General features: G+C 65.5%; 15 protein-coding genes. 5 read left to right on the top strand and 10 right to left on the bottom strand.

Annotated elements, in window-relative coordinates; translation table 11 throughout:
* Positions 1-21: 21 nt before the first annotated feature.
* The 9 genes from QMG83_RS03150 to QMG83_RS03110 all read right to left on the bottom strand — a co-directional run bounded on the left by QMG83_RS03150 (position 22) and on the right by QMG83_RS03110 (position 11,125).
* On the bottom strand, positions 22-1,611 hold the full coding sequence (locus tag QMG83_RS03150) for a GTPase family protein (RefSeq protein WP_283503896.1): 1,590 nt from the start codon (positions 1,609-1,611) through the stop codon (positions 22-24).
* Positions 1,608-3,374, bottom strand: coding sequence for a dynamin family protein (locus QMG83_RS03145; RefSeq protein WP_283503895.1), 1,767 nt, complete (start codon positions 3,372-3,374; stop codon positions 1,608-1,610). Before QMG83_RS03145 ends, QMG83_RS03150 begins: the two co-directional genes overlap by 4 nt.
* A 95-nt stretch (positions 3,375-3,469) precedes the next feature.
* Positions 3,470-5,065, bottom strand: coding sequence for a glutamine-hydrolyzing GMP synthase (guaA, locus tag QMG83_RS03140; RefSeq protein WP_283503894.1), 1,596 nt, complete (start codon positions 5,063-5,065; stop codon positions 3,470-3,472).
* Complete coding sequence (locus QMG83_RS03135) at positions 5,062-5,490, bottom strand: DUF3817 domain-containing protein (protein ID WP_283503893.1); 429 nt, start codon at positions 5,488-5,490, stop codon at positions 5,062-5,064. The genes guaA and QMG83_RS03135 overlap by 4 nt, the downstream gene beginning before the upstream one ends.
* Before the next feature lie 4 nt (positions 5,491-5,494).
* Positions 5,495-6,295: an SURF1 family protein gene (locus QMG83_RS03130; protein WP_283503892.1), complete on the bottom strand. Its 801-nt coding sequence runs from the start codon at positions 6,293-6,295 to the stop codon at positions 5,495-5,497.
* A complete protein-coding gene (locus QMG83_RS03125; protein ID WP_283503891.1) occupies positions 6,295-7,692 on the bottom strand; it encodes a cation:proton antiporter in 1,398 nt (465 codons plus the stop codon). The genes QMG83_RS03130 and QMG83_RS03125 overlap by 1 nt, the downstream gene beginning before the upstream one ends.
* Before the next feature lie 3 nt (positions 7,693-7,695).
* Positions 7,696-8,223 carry a cation:proton antiporter regulatory subunit gene (locus QMG83_RS03120; RefSeq protein ID WP_283503890.1) on the bottom strand — a complete coding sequence of 176 codons (528 nt, stop codon included), beginning with the start codon at positions 8,221-8,223 and terminating at the stop codon, positions 7,696-7,698.
* A 62-nt stretch (positions 8,224-8,285) separates the two neighbouring features.
* Positions 8,286-10,001 carry a glycerol-3-phosphate dehydrogenase/oxidase gene (locus QMG83_RS03115; protein WP_283503889.1) on the bottom strand — a complete coding sequence of 572 codons (1,716 nt, stop codon included), beginning with the start codon at positions 9,999-10,001 and terminating at the stop codon, positions 8,286-8,288.
* Positions 10,002-10,003: 2 nt separating this feature from the next.
* A complete protein-coding gene (locus tag QMG83_RS03110; protein WP_283503888.1) occupies positions 10,004-11,125 on the bottom strand; it encodes a GuaB3 family IMP dehydrogenase-related protein in 1,122 nt (373 codons plus the stop codon).
* Between the two features lie 40 nt (positions 11,126-11,165).
* Here QMG83_RS03110 and QMG83_RS03105 point away from each other — a divergent pair, with 40 nt between their 5' ends.
* Positions 11,166-12,311, top strand: a complete 1,146-nt coding sequence (locus tag QMG83_RS03105) for a MalY/PatB family protein (protein ID WP_283503887.1) — start codon at positions 11,166-11,168, stop codon at positions 12,309-12,311.
* A gap of 18 nt (positions 12,312-12,329) precedes the next feature.
* On the opposite strand, the gene guaB is transcribed toward QMG83_RS03105, so the two are convergent.
* Positions 12,330-13,832 (bottom strand): IMP dehydrogenase, encoded by a 1,503-nt coding sequence (guaB, locus tag QMG83_RS03100; protein ID WP_283503886.1) that lies wholly within the window; start codon positions 13,830-13,832, stop codon positions 12,330-12,332.
* Positions 13,833-14,053: 221 nt separating this feature from the next.
* On the opposite strand from guaB, the gene QMG83_RS03095 reads away from it, so the two are divergent.
* Genes QMG83_RS03095 through QMG83_RS03080 form a run of 4 tightly spaced genes read left to right on the top strand, consistent with a single transcriptional unit; the run spans position 14,054 to position 18,115 of the window.
* On the top strand, positions 14,054-15,376 hold the full coding sequence (locus QMG83_RS03095) for a branched-chain amino acid ABC transporter permease (protein WP_283503885.1): 1,323 nt from the start codon (positions 14,054-14,056) through the stop codon (positions 15,374-15,376).
* Between the two features lie 3 nt (positions 15,377-15,379).
* Positions 15,380-16,363: a branched-chain amino acid ABC transporter permease gene (locus QMG83_RS03090; RefSeq protein WP_283503884.1), complete on the top strand. Its 984-nt coding sequence runs from the start codon at positions 15,380-15,382 to the stop codon at positions 16,361-16,363.
* A 25-nt stretch (positions 16,364-16,388) separates the two neighbouring features.
* A complete protein-coding gene (locus tag QMG83_RS03085) occupies positions 16,389-17,381 on the top strand; it encodes an ABC transporter ATP-binding protein (protein ID WP_283504512.1) in 993 nt (330 codons plus the stop codon).
* A complete protein-coding gene (locus QMG83_RS03080; protein WP_283503883.1) occupies positions 17,378-18,115 on the top strand; it encodes an ABC transporter ATP-binding protein in 738 nt (245 codons plus the stop codon). The genes QMG83_RS03085 and QMG83_RS03080 overlap by 4 nt, the downstream gene beginning before the upstream one ends.
* The last annotated feature ends 2 nt before the right edge of the window (positions 18,116-18,117 follow it).

The raw sequence follows: 18,117 nt of genomic DNA, 5'->3' as shown, positions 1-18,117 counted from the left end.
TGTTTCGTTGGGCCCGGCGAACTATCTGGCCAGCGTCAGCGCCGCCGAGTAGTCACGGGCACGGTCGAGCTCGGTGAGGATCGGGGTCACTGCGGTCTGGGTGACGACGGCGCCCACCGAGCCGAGCAGTCGCTTACGGGTGCTCCGACGACGTCCGGCCGAGGTCGCGGCGGCCAGCACTCCGCCGAGCAATCCGAGCAGGATGCCGAGGGCCACCCCTCCCGCGATGAACAGGGTCGGCACGGCCCAGCCTTCGACCTTCGGCACCTCGAACGCGGGCAACCCTACGCTTGGCAGCAGCGCCGCACCCAGCAGCCAGCCGATGCCGACGAGCGCCGCGAGCGCGGATATCCACTGCAGGATGCCGAAAATCACCCACCACCACGAGCCCTTGGCGGGCAACGGCGTGCTGGCGATGGCGAGGTCGAGTTGAGCCGGAAGCTCGGCGATGGCCTGGTCGGCGGTAGTGCGGATGCCCGTGCGCCAGGTGTCGGTGAGACCCTCGGTCGCGGCATCCGTGTATCCGCGCACCGACAGTGAGACCTGCGCTGCGGCACCGGCGCTGAGGGCGGGCATGCTCGTGCGGTGAAACGCTGGGTCGTCGCCGCGGCGCGAGGGCCCGAGACCGAGGCGGGCGAGCGGGTCTGGCCGCAGGCGAAGCACCCACGACACGACCGGCCATCCCGTGGCCTGGCCGGCGCGCTTGCGATAGGAGCGCGCGACGGCGTTGGCCACGACATCGGCGCCGGCCGCGGTACCGAGCGAGGCGATGAGGGCGTTGGTGTCACGTGCCGTCGGGCGCTTGGCGCTTCCGGCATCCGGAACCGTGGCGGCGACTGTGGTGACATCGGCCGCGAGGCGCGCCTCCCGCGCCTTCTTCGCGGCGGTGAGGTCGCCGAGTGCAGTGCGCAGCTGGGGGATGCCCGCACCCGTGCGGGCGCTGACAGGGATGACCCGCGCGCCGGGAATGCCGTCGCGTTCGACTATTCCGCGCAATGAGTCGACGACGGGGTTCACCTGGTCGGCCGGCAACAGGTCGATCTGGTTGAGCACGATGAGGGTAACGGCCGAGTGTTTGGCATGCGGGGCAATGAACTGCGCGTGCAGCACCTCGTCGGCATACTTCTGCGGGTCGACGACCCACATGAGGGCATCCACCTGACCGGCGAGCCGTTCGGCGATGTCGCGGTTGGCCCGTTCGATCGAGTCGAAGTCGGGCAGGTCGAGCAGCAGGAGGGTGCTGGCGCGCGGGTCGAGTGGATCGTCGAGAACTGTGCGTTTGCGAACCTGGAGCCAGTCGAGGAGCTCGCTCGCGCCGTTCGGATCCCAGCTCACGGAGTGGGCTTCGCTGGTCGTGGGGCGTCGCACGTGGGTTGTGGCGACATCCTGCCCGACGAGCGCGTTGACGAGGCTGGACTTGCCCGAGCCGGTGGCGCCGAAGACACCGATGACGGTGTGCTCCGGGGAGCGTTTGCGGCGTTCGGTGACATGGGTGAGCACGGCGTCGAGTTGCCGGGCGATAGCGTCGGGGAGTCGCCCTTCGCCCGTGGCGCGCACCGTGGCCAGAGCGGCGAGCCGGTCGTCGAGGCCGACCTTTCGTTTGGAGCTCACTCGGTTCCCCCGCTCTCGCCAGCGGTGCGGACATCGCTCAGCAGTGCGGCGGATTCGCGCCGCAGCGCGCCAGGGGATGAGCCGAACCTGGTGCTGTCGAGGGCGGCCGTCACTCGAGCGGCCTCCGTCGCGAAGAGCGCGTCGACCCGTGCTGTGAGGTCTGTGCGCGCTTCTCCCGCGAGGCGCCGCACAGCGTCCTCGCCGAAAATCGTTTCGAGCAGCTTCTGGCCGAGCACCGCGGAGCCGCCCGCAATGGCGATCTCGCCACCGGTGAGTCCGCCGGTGGAGGCAAAGACGACGATCATCAGCGCGACCGTCACGACGTTGAGGCCTGCCGAGAGCACGCGCGCCCTGACCCGCTTGGATCCGGCATTGTCCTGGATGAGGCGCAGCAGTGCCCCCTGCCATTCGCGAATCATGGCAGCTGCCCTGTCGCCAAAGCCATCGCTTTCTGTGCCGAGTTCCGGATGCGCCTCGGCGATCATCCGACCGGCTTCACTGCGCTGGAGGCTTGCCCAGGATGCCGCGGCAGCCCGTCCCGCCTGGTCGACGATCACGGCGTGCAGCCCGTGCTCGATGCGTACCTCGACGTCGATGACCGGCTGAGGCCGCCCCATCACCCACGCGGTGGCGGAATCGCGTGCCCGGGAGAACCACCGTTCGACCTTGCGGAACACGTCGGAGGTGCCGACGAAGTCCTGCCAGCGCGCCAGCACCTCTCCCCGCAGCAGTGCACCGTCGCGGGTGGCTTCGTCGACGGCATCCGCCGCGCTCGAATACTCGTGGGCGACGGCGGTGGCGGTGCCATCGAGCCAGTCCAGCTGGTGTTGGCGGGCCGCGGCGATGGACGCGACCTTCAGATCGAGGTCGACGATCGCCCCGCGCAGCGTGCGCGCGGCGATGCGGGTGCGCTCGGCACGATCCGAGGCGATGTCGGTGAGCCAGCCGCGGGGATCTGCAACCGCCTCGGCTGGCAGCATCCCGAGCGCGTCGAGCGGTTGCTCCTCGATCACGAAGACTGGCGCGTCGGCGAGGCCGCGTGCGGTGAGCATCGACTGCAGGTCGGGCAGCACCTCGCCGGCCGCGCCGGGCGGCACCCGGTTGAGAACGACGGCGACCGTGATATTGCGGGACGCGGCGCCGTCGAGCAGCGCCCACGGCACCGCGTCAGCGTAGCGGTTTGCGGTGGTGACGAAGAGCCACAGGTCGGCGGCAGCCAGCAGCTGGGCCGCGAGCGCACGGTTGTCGTCGGCGACCGAGTCGATGTCTGGCGCGTCGATGATCGCCAGTGACATCGGCACCTTGTCGTGGGCGAGCAACATGAGTTCGTTGATGCGGTCGGCGGTGGGGGCGTCTCCGGCCGACGAGGCCGGCGTGCCGGGTGCCGTGATGCTCCCGCGCACCCTCGCGAGTCCGGGCAGGATGCGGTCGGTCGCGAACCAGCCGGCATCCACCGGGGCGTGCACAAGAATCGGCTGCCTGGTCGTCGGCCGGATGACGCCAGCCCGGGTGGTGGGTGTGCCGATGAGCGCGTTCACGATGGTCGACTTGCCGGAGCCGGTCGACCCGCCGACCACTGCGAGCAGTGGTGCGTCGAGGTTGGCCAGCCGGGGTCGGATGTAGTCGTCGATCTGGCGCACGGCCGCGGCGGCCGCGTCGCGCTGGGCGGCCGCGCCGTCGAGCGGAAGCGAGAGTCCGGCGTCGGCGAGCGACGCTCGAAGTCGCTCGAGTGAATCCAGCGCTGGCGCCCGGGTGTCAGTCACCACTCAAGCATGCCCCACGACGGGCCCGCGCGGGAGCCTCCGCCGGGGGCTTGCCCGAAGCAGCCCCTCTGGGCGTCAGAGGTGACGCCGGCCGGCTACTCCCACTCGATGGTTCCCGGCGGCTTCGACGTGACGTCCAGCACGACGCGGTTCACTCCGGGTACCTCGTTGGTGATGCGGTTTGAGATGCGGGCGAGCACGTCGTAGGGCAGGCGCGTCCAGTCTGCTGTCATCGCATCTTCGGATGACACGGGCCTCAGCACGATGGGGTGGCCGTAGGTGCGGCCATCGCCCTGCACTCCGACGCTGCGCACGTCGGCGAGCAGCACCACGGGGCACTGCCAGATCTCGTTGTCGAGACCGGCGGCGCTCAGCTCGAAGCGGGCGATCGCATCCGCCGAACGGAGCAGCTCGAGACGCTCACGGGTAACCTCACCCACGATACGGATGCCCAGGCCTGGCCCCGGAAACGGCTGGCGGCCGACGATGACCTCGGGCAGTCCGAGTTCGCGGCCGATCGCGCGCACCTCATCTTTGAAGAGGGTGCGCAGCGGCTCGACGAGCGAGAATTTCAGGTCTTCGGGCAGCCCGCCCACGTTGTGATGGCTCTTGATGTTGGCTGTGCCGGTTCCGCCGCCGGACTCGACGACGTCCGGGTAGAGGGTGCCCTGCACGAGGAAGTCGATGGTCGCGCCATCGCCCTGCGCCTCGAGCACGAGTGCCTCTGCCGCGTTCTCGAACGAGCGGATGAACTCGCGCCCGATGATCTTGCGCTTCGTCTCGGGGTCGGTCACTCCGGCGAGCGCGTCGAGGAACTGGTCGACGGCGTCGACCGTGACGAGCCGAACTCCGGTGGAGGCGACGTAATCTTCCTCGACCTGGCGGCGTTCATCCTGTCGCAGCAGCCCGTGGTCGACGAAGATGCAGACCAGCTGGTCACCGACCGCCTTGTGCACGATCGCGGCGGCCACCGCGGAGTCGACACCGCCGGAGAGTCCGCAGATCACACGCGAGGTTCCGACCTGCTCGCGAATGCGCGCGACCTGCTCATCGATGACGTTGGAACTGTTCCAGTCTGCGGGGATGCCGGCAGCATCGTGCAGGAAGTTCTCGAGCACGCGCTGGCCGTACTCGGAATGCTTGACCTCGGGATGCCACTGCACCCCGTAGAGGCGACGCTCGTCGCTCGCGAACGCTGCAACGGGCGTCGACGCGCTCGAGGCCAGCACGGCGAAACCTTCCGGAGCCTTAGACACGGAGTCGCCGTGGCTCATCCAGGTTGTCTGCGTGCTCGGTTGGTCGCCCAGCAGTGTGCTCGCGCCCGGCGTGAGGGTGACATCCGTCGCACCGTACTCACGGAGCCCGGTGTTGGCCACTTCACCGCCGAGCTGCTGTGCCATCACCTGGAAGCCGTAGCAAATGCCGAGCACCGGCACTCCCAGCGCCAGAATCCCGGCGTCGAGTGTGGGTGATCCCTCGTCGTAGACGCTCGACGGTCCGCCGCTCAGGACGATGCCGACCGGGTTCTTCGCTGCGACCTCGGCCGCCGTGATCGTGTGAGGCACGATCTCGCTGTAGACGCTCGCCTCGCGCACGCGGCGGGCGATGAGTTGCGCGTACTGCGCTCCGAAGTCGACGACCAGGACGGGACGCGCCTCGGTTGACGGCACTGTGGTGGATGGCTCTGTCATGCTGCGACCTTTTCCTGGGTCTCGAGGGGAGCGATGACGGCCAGGGCATCCCTGGGCACGCGGCGCTCGAAATAGAAGGACAGGAACGGGATGACCCCGCCGAGGGCGATGAACAGGAATCGCGTGAACGACCAGCGCACGAGGCGCCACAGCACGAAGTCAGCCCCGAGATACAGCACGTAGAACCAGCCGTGGGCGATCAGGATGAGCGTCGACAGGTTGATTCCGGCGATCAGATCTTTCGGGGTGAGCGCGAGGAATCCGTATGGCCCGAGCAACTCGATGTCGACACCGAACCCGTAGCGGAACACCATCATGAGCACGAGCAGCAACAGGAAGGTGCCGGTGATGTATGAGGACACCTTGTAGACGGAGATGGTGCGTCGGATCTTGGCGACGTCTTCTGGCCGGGGTCCGATGGGCATTGCTCTATTCTACGGGCGCTGGCGCAGAGCCAGCTGCGAGCTCGGCGTCACGAAGAGCCTCCCCCTCTTCCTCCCACGTATCGCGCACGAGGCGATACCAGAGGAAGACCGCGAAGCCCGCGAAGACGATCCACTCGATCGCGTAAAACACGTTCAGCAGGTTGAGCGGAACCTCGCTCAATGGTCGCGGCGAGTCGATCTGTTGCAGACCGGATGCAGCGGCATCCGCCACGAGGTAACCGCCGTACACCCCCGCCGGCGCCTGAGCCCAGAGGTTCACCAGCTCGGAGACGGCGAGGGCACTGCGTTTGCCGGCCTCGAAGTCCGACTCCTGCGGCGACTCGCTCGGCAGGTACCGACCGCTGATCGTTCCGTCTGGGGCATTGCGTTCGAGAGCGGCGGCAGCGTCTATAGCTTCCTGCTCGGTTTGCGCCCAGCCGAGCGCCACCGCGATGCTCGCCCCGTCGGCGGCGACGGCATGCCCGACGACCCAGTAGCCGGGGGCGGAGTCGAGGTCGTTGAGCCGGTCGCTCAACACCACATAATCGCCCGGCACGAAGCTTGCGTCGACGGTTACCCGCTGGCCAATGACCGATGAGGGTACCGGTTGCTGCGGGGTGCTGACGGTGTCGAGTGCGACGACGTCCTCGGTCAGCACCTCAGAGGGCGCTGCACTCTCGAAACTGCGCGAGAGCTGCCACTGGCCCAGTGCGGCGAAACCTCCGGCGATGGCAAGCGCCAGCACAAGCGCGCCGATCCAGCGGGGCCTGCGGGCGATCTGCCACATGGTGGCCTGAGTCTGCATCAATATTCCGGATCCCGTTTGCGTTCGAAGTGTTCTTCAGGCTGTTCGTCGGACCGCTCAGCATGCGGTTGGTCCGCGACCCGGTGACCGGTGCCCGTGCTGTCGGGGAAGACCTCGATGATGTCGTCCGCGATTCTGGGCTCGGGTAGATCCTCGCCTGCCATCGCCGCTTCGACGAGCGCGATCTCTTCTGCCTGCATCCTGTCGCGACTGGGTTGCCGCTTCTTCGAGGGCTTCGACTTGAAGAGGATCTTCCCCATCTTCTCCGAGTTGACGGCAAGCACCGGCCCGATGATGGCCATGGACAGCACATAGAGCCCGGCAAACGGTGTGAGCCGTGGGTCGAGTCCCGCCGCTGTGGCGAGTGTGGCGAGGATCAGCGCGAACTCCCCGCGCGTTTGCAGCATCGCGCTGACATTCAGCCCCTCGGCCCGGGTGAGCCCGTTTTGCCAGGCGATCAACTGCCCCCCGAGGGTGTTCACGATGAGTGTCATCACGACCGCGACTCCGGCCGGTATGAGCACCTCGCCGAAGGTCGAAACGTCGAGGGCCAGACCGAAGTTGAGGAAGAAGAAGGCGGCGAACACGTTGCGGAGCGGTAGTGCGAGCGCTTCGATTCGCGCGCGAAACTTAGTCGCTCCGAGAACCAGGCCGATGAGGAAGGCGCCAATCGCGTCAGACACCCCGAGCATCTCCCCGATCCCACCGAAAGCTACAGCGAGGCCGAAGAACAGGATTGTGAAGAGCTCGTCATCCTTCGTGTTCACGAGGCGCGAGACGAATCGCCCGCCCCAACGGGCCAGCGCGAACATCGCGATGAGGAACGAGAAAGAGATGGCGAGTTGCAGGGCAATGGCACCGCCGTCGGTCTGGCCGCCGAGCACGACTCCCACGATCGCCAGGTAGCTTGCGACAAACACATCCTCGAGCACGAGGATGCCCAGGATGGTGGGTGTCTCTCGGTTGGCCAGTCGACGCAGTTCGATCAGGAGCTTGGTGACAATCGCGCTGGATGAGGTTGCCGTCATCCCAGCAACGATCAGCGCCTCTCTGGTTCCCCACCCGATCCACAGTCCGAGGGCGAAGCCCACCACGAGGTTGATCGCGATTCGTGTGCCGCCAGACAGGATCAGCGCACGAGCGTTGCCATAGAACTCGTCCTGGTCGAACTCGAGGCCGAGGCTGAACAGCAGCAGGATGAGCCCGAACACGGCGACGAGTTCCACGTCTGCCGCCTCGAAGTCGAGCGGGAAGAAGTGGGTGTTGGGGCTCGCAAGAACGCCCACGAGCATGTAGATGGGGATGGCGGGCAAACCGATGAGCTTGCCCAGACGACCAAAGCCGTAGGCGATGACGAAAAGAAGCCCCAGGACGAGAAGATCTTCGCCGAGGTGCACCCGCTACCCCTCGCTGGTGGAGTCAGCAGGCACCTTGTTGATGTCGCCCGAACGGTAGAAAGTGAAAGCCTTGGCGACCTTCTCCGGTGAGCCGGCGACGACGAGCGTGTCACCCGGGAAAACGGTGAAATCGTCGGAGGGTGCGGGGTTGGCGGATTCACCGCGCACTACCGCAACGACGGAGAGACCGACGAGGCCACGGCTGGCGAGATTTCCAAGTTTCTTGCCGGCGATGTGGTCTTCATAATCGACGGTGAACCAGTCGATGGTGAGTCCGGGGATTGCGTCGAGCTTCGAGAGGGATTCGGTGATGCGCGTGCCACCGAGCAATTCGGCGAGAGTGTGCGCCTCATCCTCGTCGAGTCGGAGGGAGACCTTTGTGGCGTCGGAGCCGTCCACGTCATCCGAGAAGGTGATCAGGTCGCTGTGGCCGGAACGGTGGGTGATGACGCCTACTTTGCCGCCATCATCTGTCACGAAGGTGTGCAGCACACCGACCCCGGGGAGCTTTACACGCCGCACGTCAACCATGTTCTCAGTCTACCGTCGGCACGTCCGGCGCCCTGTGAACCAGGTCGGAGCGCAGGCGCCGCTCAGATGTCGCGAGCTTCGAGCCGGGCGCGATCGGCGGAGGCGTCATCCGGCTGCAACTGGCTCTCGATCTCGGCGGCCACCCGCTCGAGATAGTGGTCGACCTCGCTCTGCGTGCGCTCGGCGTCCCAGCCGAGTACGCCCGCCATCAGCCCCGCGGCCACGGGCGCAGCTGACACTCCCCTGTCCCACGCTTCGATGGAAATCCTGGTGCGCCTGGCGAGCACGTCATCGAGGTGCAGTGCACCCTCGTGGGTGGCCGCGTACACGACCTCGGCACCGATGTAGTCGTCGGCACCCGGCAGCGGATCGAGCAGCTCGGGCTGCTCACGAATGAGGTCGAGCAGCTCATCCGTCATCACGCCGTAGCGGTTGAGGAGATGCTCGATACGCACCTTGTGCACACCGAAGGCGCGCGCCATCTTGCTGCGCTTGTTCCACGCCGCGTGATAGCCCTCGGCGCCGAGCAGGGCGATGTCGGCGGTGATGCTCTTCGAGACGCTGCCGTCGAGCGCAGCAACGGCTTCGTCGATCGCATCCATCGCCATGATGCGATAGGTCGTCCACTTGCCTCCGGCCACCACGACCAGGCCCGGCACCGTGTGAGCGACGATGTGCTCGCGCGAAAGTTTGGAGGTCTGGTCTGATTCGCCGGCCAGCAGTGGTCGAAGGCCGGCGAAAACGCCCTCGACATCGTCGCGCGTGAGGGGCACGGCAAGCACCTTGTTCACGTGACCGAGGAGGTAGTCGATGTCTGCCGAGGTCGCGGCCGGATGCGCCTTGTCCAGGTTCCAGTCTGTGTCTGTCGTGCCGATCAGCCAGTGCCGGCCCCACGGGATGACGAACAGCACGCTCTTCTCGGTGCGCAGCAACAGCCCGAGCTTGGAGTGGATACGATCGCGCGGCACCACCAGGTGCACGCCCTTCGACGCGCGAACCTTGAACTGGCCGCGCGCACCGACCATGGCCTGCGTGTCATCGGTCCAGACGCCGGTCGCGTTGACAACCTGTCGCGCCCTGATCTCGAAATTCTCGCCGGTCTCGAGGTCGTGGGCATTCACGCCGACGACGCGTTCACCCACCTTGATGAATCCCTCGACCCGCACCCGGCTGGCGACATGGGCCCCGTGAAAGCTTGCCGTCCGCGCGAGGTTGGCCACGAAGCGCGCATCGTCGACCTGGGCGTCGTAGTAGGTGAGGCCACCGACGTACGCATCGTTGCGCAGGCTCGGCATCGCCCTCAGCATCTGGCGCTTCGTCAGGTGGCGGTGGTGCGGCACCCCGGGCGGCCTACCGCCCGAATAGCTAAAGATGTCATACAACAACATCCCAGCACCGACGTAGAGGCGCTCGAAGACCGGTTTCGTGAGCGGGTACAGAAAGCGCACGGGCTTCACGAGGTGGGGCGCGATGCGCTGAAGCAGCAATCCTCGTTCGATCAGAGCCTCGCGCACGAGCCTGAAGTCGAGCTGTTCCAGATAGCGGATGCCGCCATGCACCAGTTTCGACGAGCGGCTCGAGGTACCGGAGGCCCAGTCGCGTGCCTCGACCATACCGACCCGCAGGCCCCTGGTCGCGGCATCCAGCGCGGCACCGGTGCCCACGATCCCGCCACCGATCACCAGGATGTCGAGCTCTTTCGACTTCAGCGTTTCGAGAGCGGCCGCCCGCTCCTCTGCGCCGAGTTTTGACGAACGAGTGACGGATCGGTTGGCCATGATTACTCCGCGTTGTATGGTGCGACGACGACCTCGACGCGCTGGAACTCTTTCAGGTCGGAGTAGCCGGTCGTTGCCATCGATCGCCTGAGCGCACCCATGAGGTTGACCCGGCCATCTGCGGCGCTCGACGGCCCGTAGAGGATCTCTTTCAGCGGGGCCAGCGAGCCGACCTCGACACGATTGCCGCGGGGCAGCTCGGAGTGGTGCGCCTCGGCACCCCAATGCCAGCCGCCTCCGGGGGCGTCTGTGGCCCGCGCGAGGGTGCTGCCGAGCATGACCGCATCGGCGCCGACCGAGATCGCCTTGACGATGTCACCGCTGGTTCCCAGACCGCCATCGGCGATCACGTGCACGTATCGGCCGCCGGACTCATCCATGTAGTCACGCCTTGCGCCGGCGACATCGGCAACCGCCGTGGCCATCGGAGCGTGGATGCCCAGGCTCGCGCGGGTCGTTGATGCTGCTCCCCCGCCGAAGCCGACGAGCACACCGGCGGCACCCGTGCGCATGAGATGAAGCGCCGCGGTGTAGGTGGCCGCGCCGCCCACGATGACCGGCACATCCAGCTCGTAGATGAATTCCTTGAGGTTGAGCGGCTCGACGGCCTTCGACACGTGTTCTGCGCTCACGGTGGTGCCACGGATGACGAACAGGTCAACTCCGGCGTCGACGACCGTCTTGGAGAGTTCTTTCGTGCGCTGCGGGCTCAGCGCGCCAGCGACGGGAACGCCTGCCGCACGAATTTCGGCAAGCCGCGCAGTGACCAGTTCCGGCTTGATCGGCTCCGAATAGATTTGCTGCATCCGCTTGGTGGCGCCGTCGGCAGGCAACTCGCGGATCTCGGCAAAAAGCGGCTCGGGGTCTTCGTATCTCGTCCACAGGCCCTCGAGGTCGAGCACGCCGAGGCCGCCGAGCTGTCCCATGGCGATGGCAGTGCTCGGGCTGACGACCGAGTCCATGGGCGCCGCCAGCACCGGAATGTCGAACGTATAAGCGTCGATCGTCCAGCTGATCGAGACATCCTGCGGGTCACGCGTGCGGCGGGACGGCACTACCGCGATGTCGTCGAAGGCGTACACGCGACGGGCCCGCTTGGCGCGGCCAATTTCGATGTCATTCACGCGTCAAGTCTAGGCGCGATGGATGAGGCAAGCTTGTCTTATGACCGACGTTCGCGCAGTTCCGCTGGCCCAGCTCCGCACTCGCACCAGTGAGAAGTGGACGGCATACCCCTCAGACGTGCTTCCGCTGTTCGTCGCCGAGATGGATTACGCGCTTGCGCCTGTCATCGCGGAGTCGATGATCGCCAGGATTGAGGCGTCCGACACCGGGTATGTGGGTTCCCCCGGTCCGCTGCCAGCCGCCTTCGCGGGCTACGCCGAACGCACCTGGGGGTGGGTCGTCAATCCACTCAAGGTGCGCACCGCAACCGACGTGAGCGTGGCGATAGTCGAGTCGTTGCGCCAGTCGATCAGCCCTGGGGATGCCGTCGTCATCATGCCCCCGGTCTACCCGCCGTTTTTCGACCTGGTTCCCGAGGCAGGCGGCGTGATCGCCGAGGTACCCCTTCTCGACGATGGCACAACCTGGAGCATCGATCTGGATGGGCTCGAGCGCGCCTTCGCGGGCGGAGCCACCGCGTTGCTGCTGTGCAACCCGCACAACCCTCTCGGCCTCGTGCATTCGGCCGAGACTCTGCAGGCCGTTGCCCGCCTCGCCGACACACACAGGGTCACCGTCATCAGCGACGAGATCCACGGACCGCTGGTGCATCCCGGGGTGGATTTCGTCCCGTACCTCAGCGTGTCGGATGAGGCCCGCAAGCGCGGAATCACCGTCACGTCAGCCAGCAAAGGATGGAACCTCGCCGGCGTCAAGTGCGCCATCATGGTCGCCGGCGGCAAGCGGGGCCTTCGTGTGCTCGACCGGATGCCCGAAGAGGTCGGGTTCCGCACGAGCCTGCTCGGCCTGCACGCGAGCGTTGCCGCGTTCGAGCACGGCCAGCAGTGGCTGGATGGCGCCCTGGCCTCCATCACCTCAAACCGTGACCTTCTCGCGAGCCTTCTCGACGAATTGCTCCCCGAGGTCGGCTACCGGATGCCCGAAGCCAGCTACCTCGCCTGGCTCGACTTCAGGGCGATGGGGCTGGGCGACGATCCGAGCATCCGGATTCTGGAGGAAGCACGGGTCGCCCTCAACGCCGGGCCCACCTTCGGAACCCAGGGTCGTGGCTTCGCCAGACTCAACCTCGCCTGCAGCCCGGAGGTGCTCGCCGAGGCGATCATGCGGATGGCGCTCGCCCTCTGATCGGACGCGCCGGCCCAACTACCTGCGGTAGTTGGGCGCCTCGACCACCATCTGGATGTCGTGCGGGTGTGATTCCTTCAGCCCGGCAGCGGTGATCCGCACGAACTTGCCCTTCGCCCGCAGCTCGTCGATCGTCCTGGCGCCGGTGTAGAACATCGACTGGCGCAGCCCTCCGAGCAGCTGGTAGACGACGGACGATACCGGGCCGCGGTACGGCACCTGACCCTCGATGCCCTCGGCGATGAGCTGCTCGTCTGACGGAACATCCGACTGGAAGTAGCGGTCGCGAGAGTACGAGGTCTTCTTGCCTCGGGTCTGGAGCGCGCCGAGCGAGCCCATGCCGCGGTAGCTCTTGAACTGCTTGCCGTTGACGAAGATGAGATCGCCCGGGCTTTCGTCGGTTCCCGCGAGCAGCGAACCCAGCATCACGGTCTCGGCGCCGGCCACGAGCGCCTTCGCGATGTCACCCGAGTACTGCAGACCACCATCGGCGATGACCGGAACGTCGGTCTCGCGCGCGGCCAGTGATGCCTCGTAGACCGCGGTGACCTGCGGCACGCCGACCCCGGCGACCACGCGGGTGGTGCAGATCGAGCCGGGTCCGACACCGACCTTGACAGCGTCAGCGCCCGCCTCGATGAGCGCCTGAGCTCCTGAGCGTGTCGCGACGTTGCCGCCAATGATGTCGACGGCGTCGAACGCGCTGTCACCCTTGAGCCGACGAATGATGTCGAGCACGCCAGCCGAGTCGCCGTTGGCGGTGTCGACCACGATGACGTCGACGCCGGCGTCGCGAAGCTGCCCGGCCCGCTCCCACGAGTCCCCGAAGAATCCGATGGCGGCACCCACGCGCAGGCGGCCCTCGTCATCCTTGGTGGCGTTGGGGTATTTCTCGGTCTTCTCGAAGTCTTTGACAGTGATGAGGCCGGTGAGCCTGCCGCTGCCGTCGATCAGGGGCAGCTTCTCGATCTTGTGCTGCGCAAAGATGGCCACGGCCGAATCCGGGTCGATGCCCATCGGTGCCGTGATGAGCGGTGTCCGGGTCATCACGTCGCGAACCAGGGTGGTCGACTTCTCGAACGGCGACACGAATCGCATATCGCGGTTGGTGATGATGCCCACGAGGGTGCCATCCGACTCCACCACGGGCAGGCCCGAGATGCGGAACTGGCCGCACAACGCGTCGACCTCCGCGACCGTGGCATCCGGCGACGTCGTCACCGGGTTGGTGATCATCCCTGACTCGTTGCGCTTGACCTTGTCGACGTGAGCGGCCTGATCTTCGATCGAAAGATTGCGATGCAGGATGCCAATGCCGCCGTTGCGCGCCATCGCAATCGCCATGCGCGATTCCGTGACGGAGTCCATCGCCGCTGACAGCAGCGGCGATGCCACCCTGATGCGGCGGGTCAGTCGCGAGCTCGTGTCTGCTTCACTCGGAATAACGTCGGTGTGCCCCGGGAGCAGCATGACGTCGTCGTAGGTAAGGCCGATAAAGCCGAAAGGGTCAGGCTGGTCCATGAGGTCCTCTTACTTTGGAACATTTGAGACCGGGATGCCGCGCTGAATACCGGTATCCAATATTAACCCGTTCGCCCTGCGGGTATTCCACACCCCATAATGGCAAGACCGAAATGTGTCCCGATGGAAACACCCGAGACACATTTGCGCAGTATCGTCATCGAAGACGGTGCGCCAGCACCCGCGGAGCACAGCTTTGGCTGGTGCCGTCAGGAGGTTTTGTGACTACTACCCGAATACGTCGCGCTCGCTGGACAAAGCGCAGTGGCGTCCTAGCCCTTGCAACGCTTACAGCGACCCTTGCGCTCACGCTGCTCGCCGGTCCGGCCGCGGCCGACGACATCAACCTCGACAAGTACGACTTCAAGGTGGTCGGCAACGTCAAGCTCAACAGTGTGCCGCTCGAAGACATCGAGATCAAGGTCGATGGGGGCGGATACTCGGCGGAAGTCAAGACGGACGCTGAAGGCCGCTGGGCCATCGGTGTTCCCGAGAAGGGCGACTACACGGTCACCCTCAACGAAGACACTCTGCCCACCGACATCGCTGTCGTTGACGAGGCCGACGATTCCCCGAACGTCAAAGAAGTGAGCATCGGGCCGAGCGGCAGCGCGGTCATGAACTTCTTCATCGGTCGTGGTGAGCGCAACCAGACGAGCTTCTTCGACCAACTCGTCGAGCGAACCGTCAATGGCCTCAACTTCGGTCTCATGCTCGGTCTCGCGGCGATCGGCCTCTCGCTCGTCTACGGCACCACGAGTATCTCGAACTTCGCTCACGGCGAGATGGTGACGTTCGGCGCCCTCGCCACCCTCGTGATGTCTGGTGGCCTCGGCGTGCCCATCTGGGGTGCCATTCCCATAGCGATCCTGTTGAGCATGGCGTTCGGTTACGTTCTGGATGCCGGCCTCTGGAGACCCCTGCGAAAACGCGGGGTCGGCGTGGTTCAGCTGATGATCGTCAGCATCGGTCTCTCGCTGGCGCTACGGTACATCTTCCAGTTCTTCATCGGTGGCGGCACCGCACAACTTCCCGGCGCGGACTCCCCCAAGATCAAGCTCTTCGGTTCGGTGTCCCTCAGCGTCGTTGACATGACCAGCATGGGAATCAGCGTCGTGGTGATCCTCGCGGTCGCCTGGTGGCTGGTGCGAACACGCATCGGCAAGGCAACGCGAGCGGTGGCCGACAATCCATCCCTCGCCGCGGCATCCGGCATCGACGTCGACTTCGTCGTTCGCGTCGTGTGGATCGTCGCAGCGGGTCTTGCCGGTCTGTCCGGAATCCTGTGGGCGTACTTCCGCCCCGGCATCCGGTGGGATATGGGTGCGCAGATCCTGCTGCTCATCTTCGCCGCCGTGACCCTGGGTGGTCTCGGAACCGCGTTCGGCGCGCTCGTCGGATCGATCGTCATTGGTCTGCTGGTGGAACTTTCCACCCTCTGGATATCGTCCGACCTCAAGTACGTCGGGGCGCTCGGCGTACTTGTGCTGGTCTTGCTGCTGCGTCCTCAAGGGTTGCTCGGCCGGAAAGAGAGAGTGGGTTAGACCATGGACTTCCTTCAGATTCTGTCGAATACGACATCGTCCATCCTCAGCCCCGCCACGATCGCCTACGCGCTCGCAGCCGTGGGTCTCGCGGTCAACTTCGGCTACGCCGGCCTGCTCAACATGGGTGTTGCGGCATCCATGGCCATCGGAGCATATGGGTACGCAATCTCGGCTCTCACCTTCGGCTTCCCCTGGTGGGCCGGGATGTTCGTCGGGGTCGGTGCGTCGATCATCTTCGCGCTGCTCCTCGGTATCCCCACCCTGCGACTGCGTGGCGATTACCTCGCCATCGTGACCATCGCGGCGGCCGAGGTCGTGCGCCTGTTGTTCCTGACCAACACCTTCGATGCCATCACTGGCTCCGCAGACGGCCTCAGCGGCTACCACGACAGCTTCCGTGCCTCCAACCCCATCCCGGACGGAACCTACGGGATCGGGCCGTTCACGTACAACGCGACGGGATGGTGGGTGCGCATCTTCGGCCTCGTCATCCTCGCGCTTGCCGTGCTGATCGTGTTCACGATCATGCGCAGCCCCTGGGGACGCGTCGTCAAGGGCATCCGTGAAGACGAAGATGCGGTGCGTGCGCTCGGAAAGAACGTCTACGCCTACAAGATGCAGGCTCTCGTCATCGGCGGTGTGTTCGGTGCCCTCGGGGGCATCGTGTACGCCCTGCCATCCTCGGTGAATCCCGGCGTCTACGTGACGTCCCTGACGTTCTTCATCTATACGGCATTGCTTCTCGGTGGTGCCGCGACAGTCTTTGGTCCGGTGCTGGGCGCGGTGCTGTTCTGGGTGGTGCAAACCTTCCTGAGCAACGTGCTGCCAGCGCTGGTGACCAGCGGCATCCTGCCGTTCATGTCGACCACGCAGGCCCAGACGCTGCGCTTTATCCTCGTCGGAGTCGCGCTCATGCTGCTCGTGATCTTCAAACCCCAGGGACTCCTGGGCAATAAGAAGGAGCTGACCTTTGTCAAACAGTGAAGAACTGCCGGGCGGCGACGAACCGATGAGCACCGCAGCACCCGAGCAGCGCCCCAAGTCGACGGGCCTGCACAAGGGCGAGATTGCTCCTGGAGTGGCGAAGGTCGATCCGATCATCATCGCGGACGACATCCGTCGCACCTTCGGTGGGCTCACCGCGGTCGACGTCAAACACATCGAGATTCCACGAAACGCCATCACCGCCCTCATCGGACCCAACGGTGCAGGCAAGACGACACTGTTCAACCTGCTCACCGGGTTCGATAAGCCAGACGCGGGAAAGTGGACGTTCGAGGGGCACTCCCTGTCTGGAGTCCCCGCGTTCAAGGTTGCGCAGCTGGGTCAGGTGCGCACCTTCCAGCTCACCAAAGCCCTCGGTCTTCTGACCGTGCTCGAGAACATGAAACTCGGCGCGAAGGGTCAGCGCGGCGAACGCCTGCTGTCGAGCCTGTTCCCTGCCCTGTGGCGCAAGCAGGAGAGCGAAATCGAAGAGCGCGCCATGGTGCTCCTTCAGAAGTTCAAGCTCGCCGAGAAGAGCGAAGATTTCGCGGCCAGCCTCTCTGGAGGCCAGCGGAAGCTCCTCGAAATGGCACGGGCACTCATGAGCGAGCCGACACTCGTGATGCTCGACGAGCCCATGGCCGGGGTCAACCCGGCTCTGACGCAGTCACTGCTCGACCACATCCTCGACCTTAAGGACGAGGGGATGACGGTGCTGTTCGTCGAGCACGACATGCACATGGTTCGCCACATCGCCGACTGGGTGATCGTCATGGCCGAGGGCAAGGTTGTTGCAGAGGGCCCGCCTGACGAGGTCATGAAAAATCAGGCCGTCATCGACGCGTACCTCGGTGCGCATCAGGATGTCGACCTGGGAGTTGTCACCGGCCGCATTGCCGGGGACATCCCGGAGGTCGGCAAGTACATGGCAGACGAGGTTGCCACCCTCGACGGCAACATCCGCTCACGATCCCATAAAGACAGCACCCCGCCAGAACACCCGGAGAAGAGCTCATGAGCCATACCGCGACAAAGACGGCGGTGGTCAAGGTCACCGACCTGACGGCAGGATATCTGCCGGGCGTCAACATCCTCAACAGCACCAACCTCGTCGCCGAGCAGGGTGAACTGATCGGCATCATCGGCCCGAACGGCGCCGGCAAGTCCACGCTGCTCAAGTCCATCTTCGGGCAGGTGAAAATCCGCGGCGGCAGCATCGAGCTGAACGGTGAGGACATCACTGGGCTTAAGGCGAACAAACTGGTGGCGCGCGGTGTCGGCTTCGTGCCGCAGAACAACAACGTGTTCCCCAGCCTGACCATCGAAGAGAACCTCCAGATGGGGCTGTACCAGAACCCGAAAATCTATGCAGAGCGCCTGGAGTTTGTCACGGGCATCTTCGCCGAACTCGGTCAGCGCCTCAAGCAACGCGCAGGGTCGCTGTCCGGCGGTGAGCGCCAGATGGTAGCCATGTCGCGTGCGCTGATGATGGACCCCCACGTGCTGCTTCTGGACGAGCCATCCGCCGGTCTGTCCCCAGCGCGTCAGGATGAAGCATTCCTGCGCGTCTCAGAGATCAACAAGGCAGGCGTCACCACAATCATGGTCGAGCAGAACGCTCGCCGATGCCTGCAAATTTGCGATCGCGGATACGTCCTTGACCAGGGTCGCGATGCGTACGAAGGCACCGGGCGCGAGCTGCTGAACGACCCGAAGGTCATCGGCCTCTACCTCGGTACGCTCGGCACCTGACC

This window comes from Salinibacterium sp. G-O1, from assembly GCF_030063305.1.
GTDB lineage: Bacteria > Actinomycetota > Actinomycetes > Actinomycetales > Microbacteriaceae > Rhodoglobus.
The sequence above is the reverse complement of the archived record's forward strand: the minus strand, read 5'-3'. Positions and strand labels throughout refer to the sequence as shown.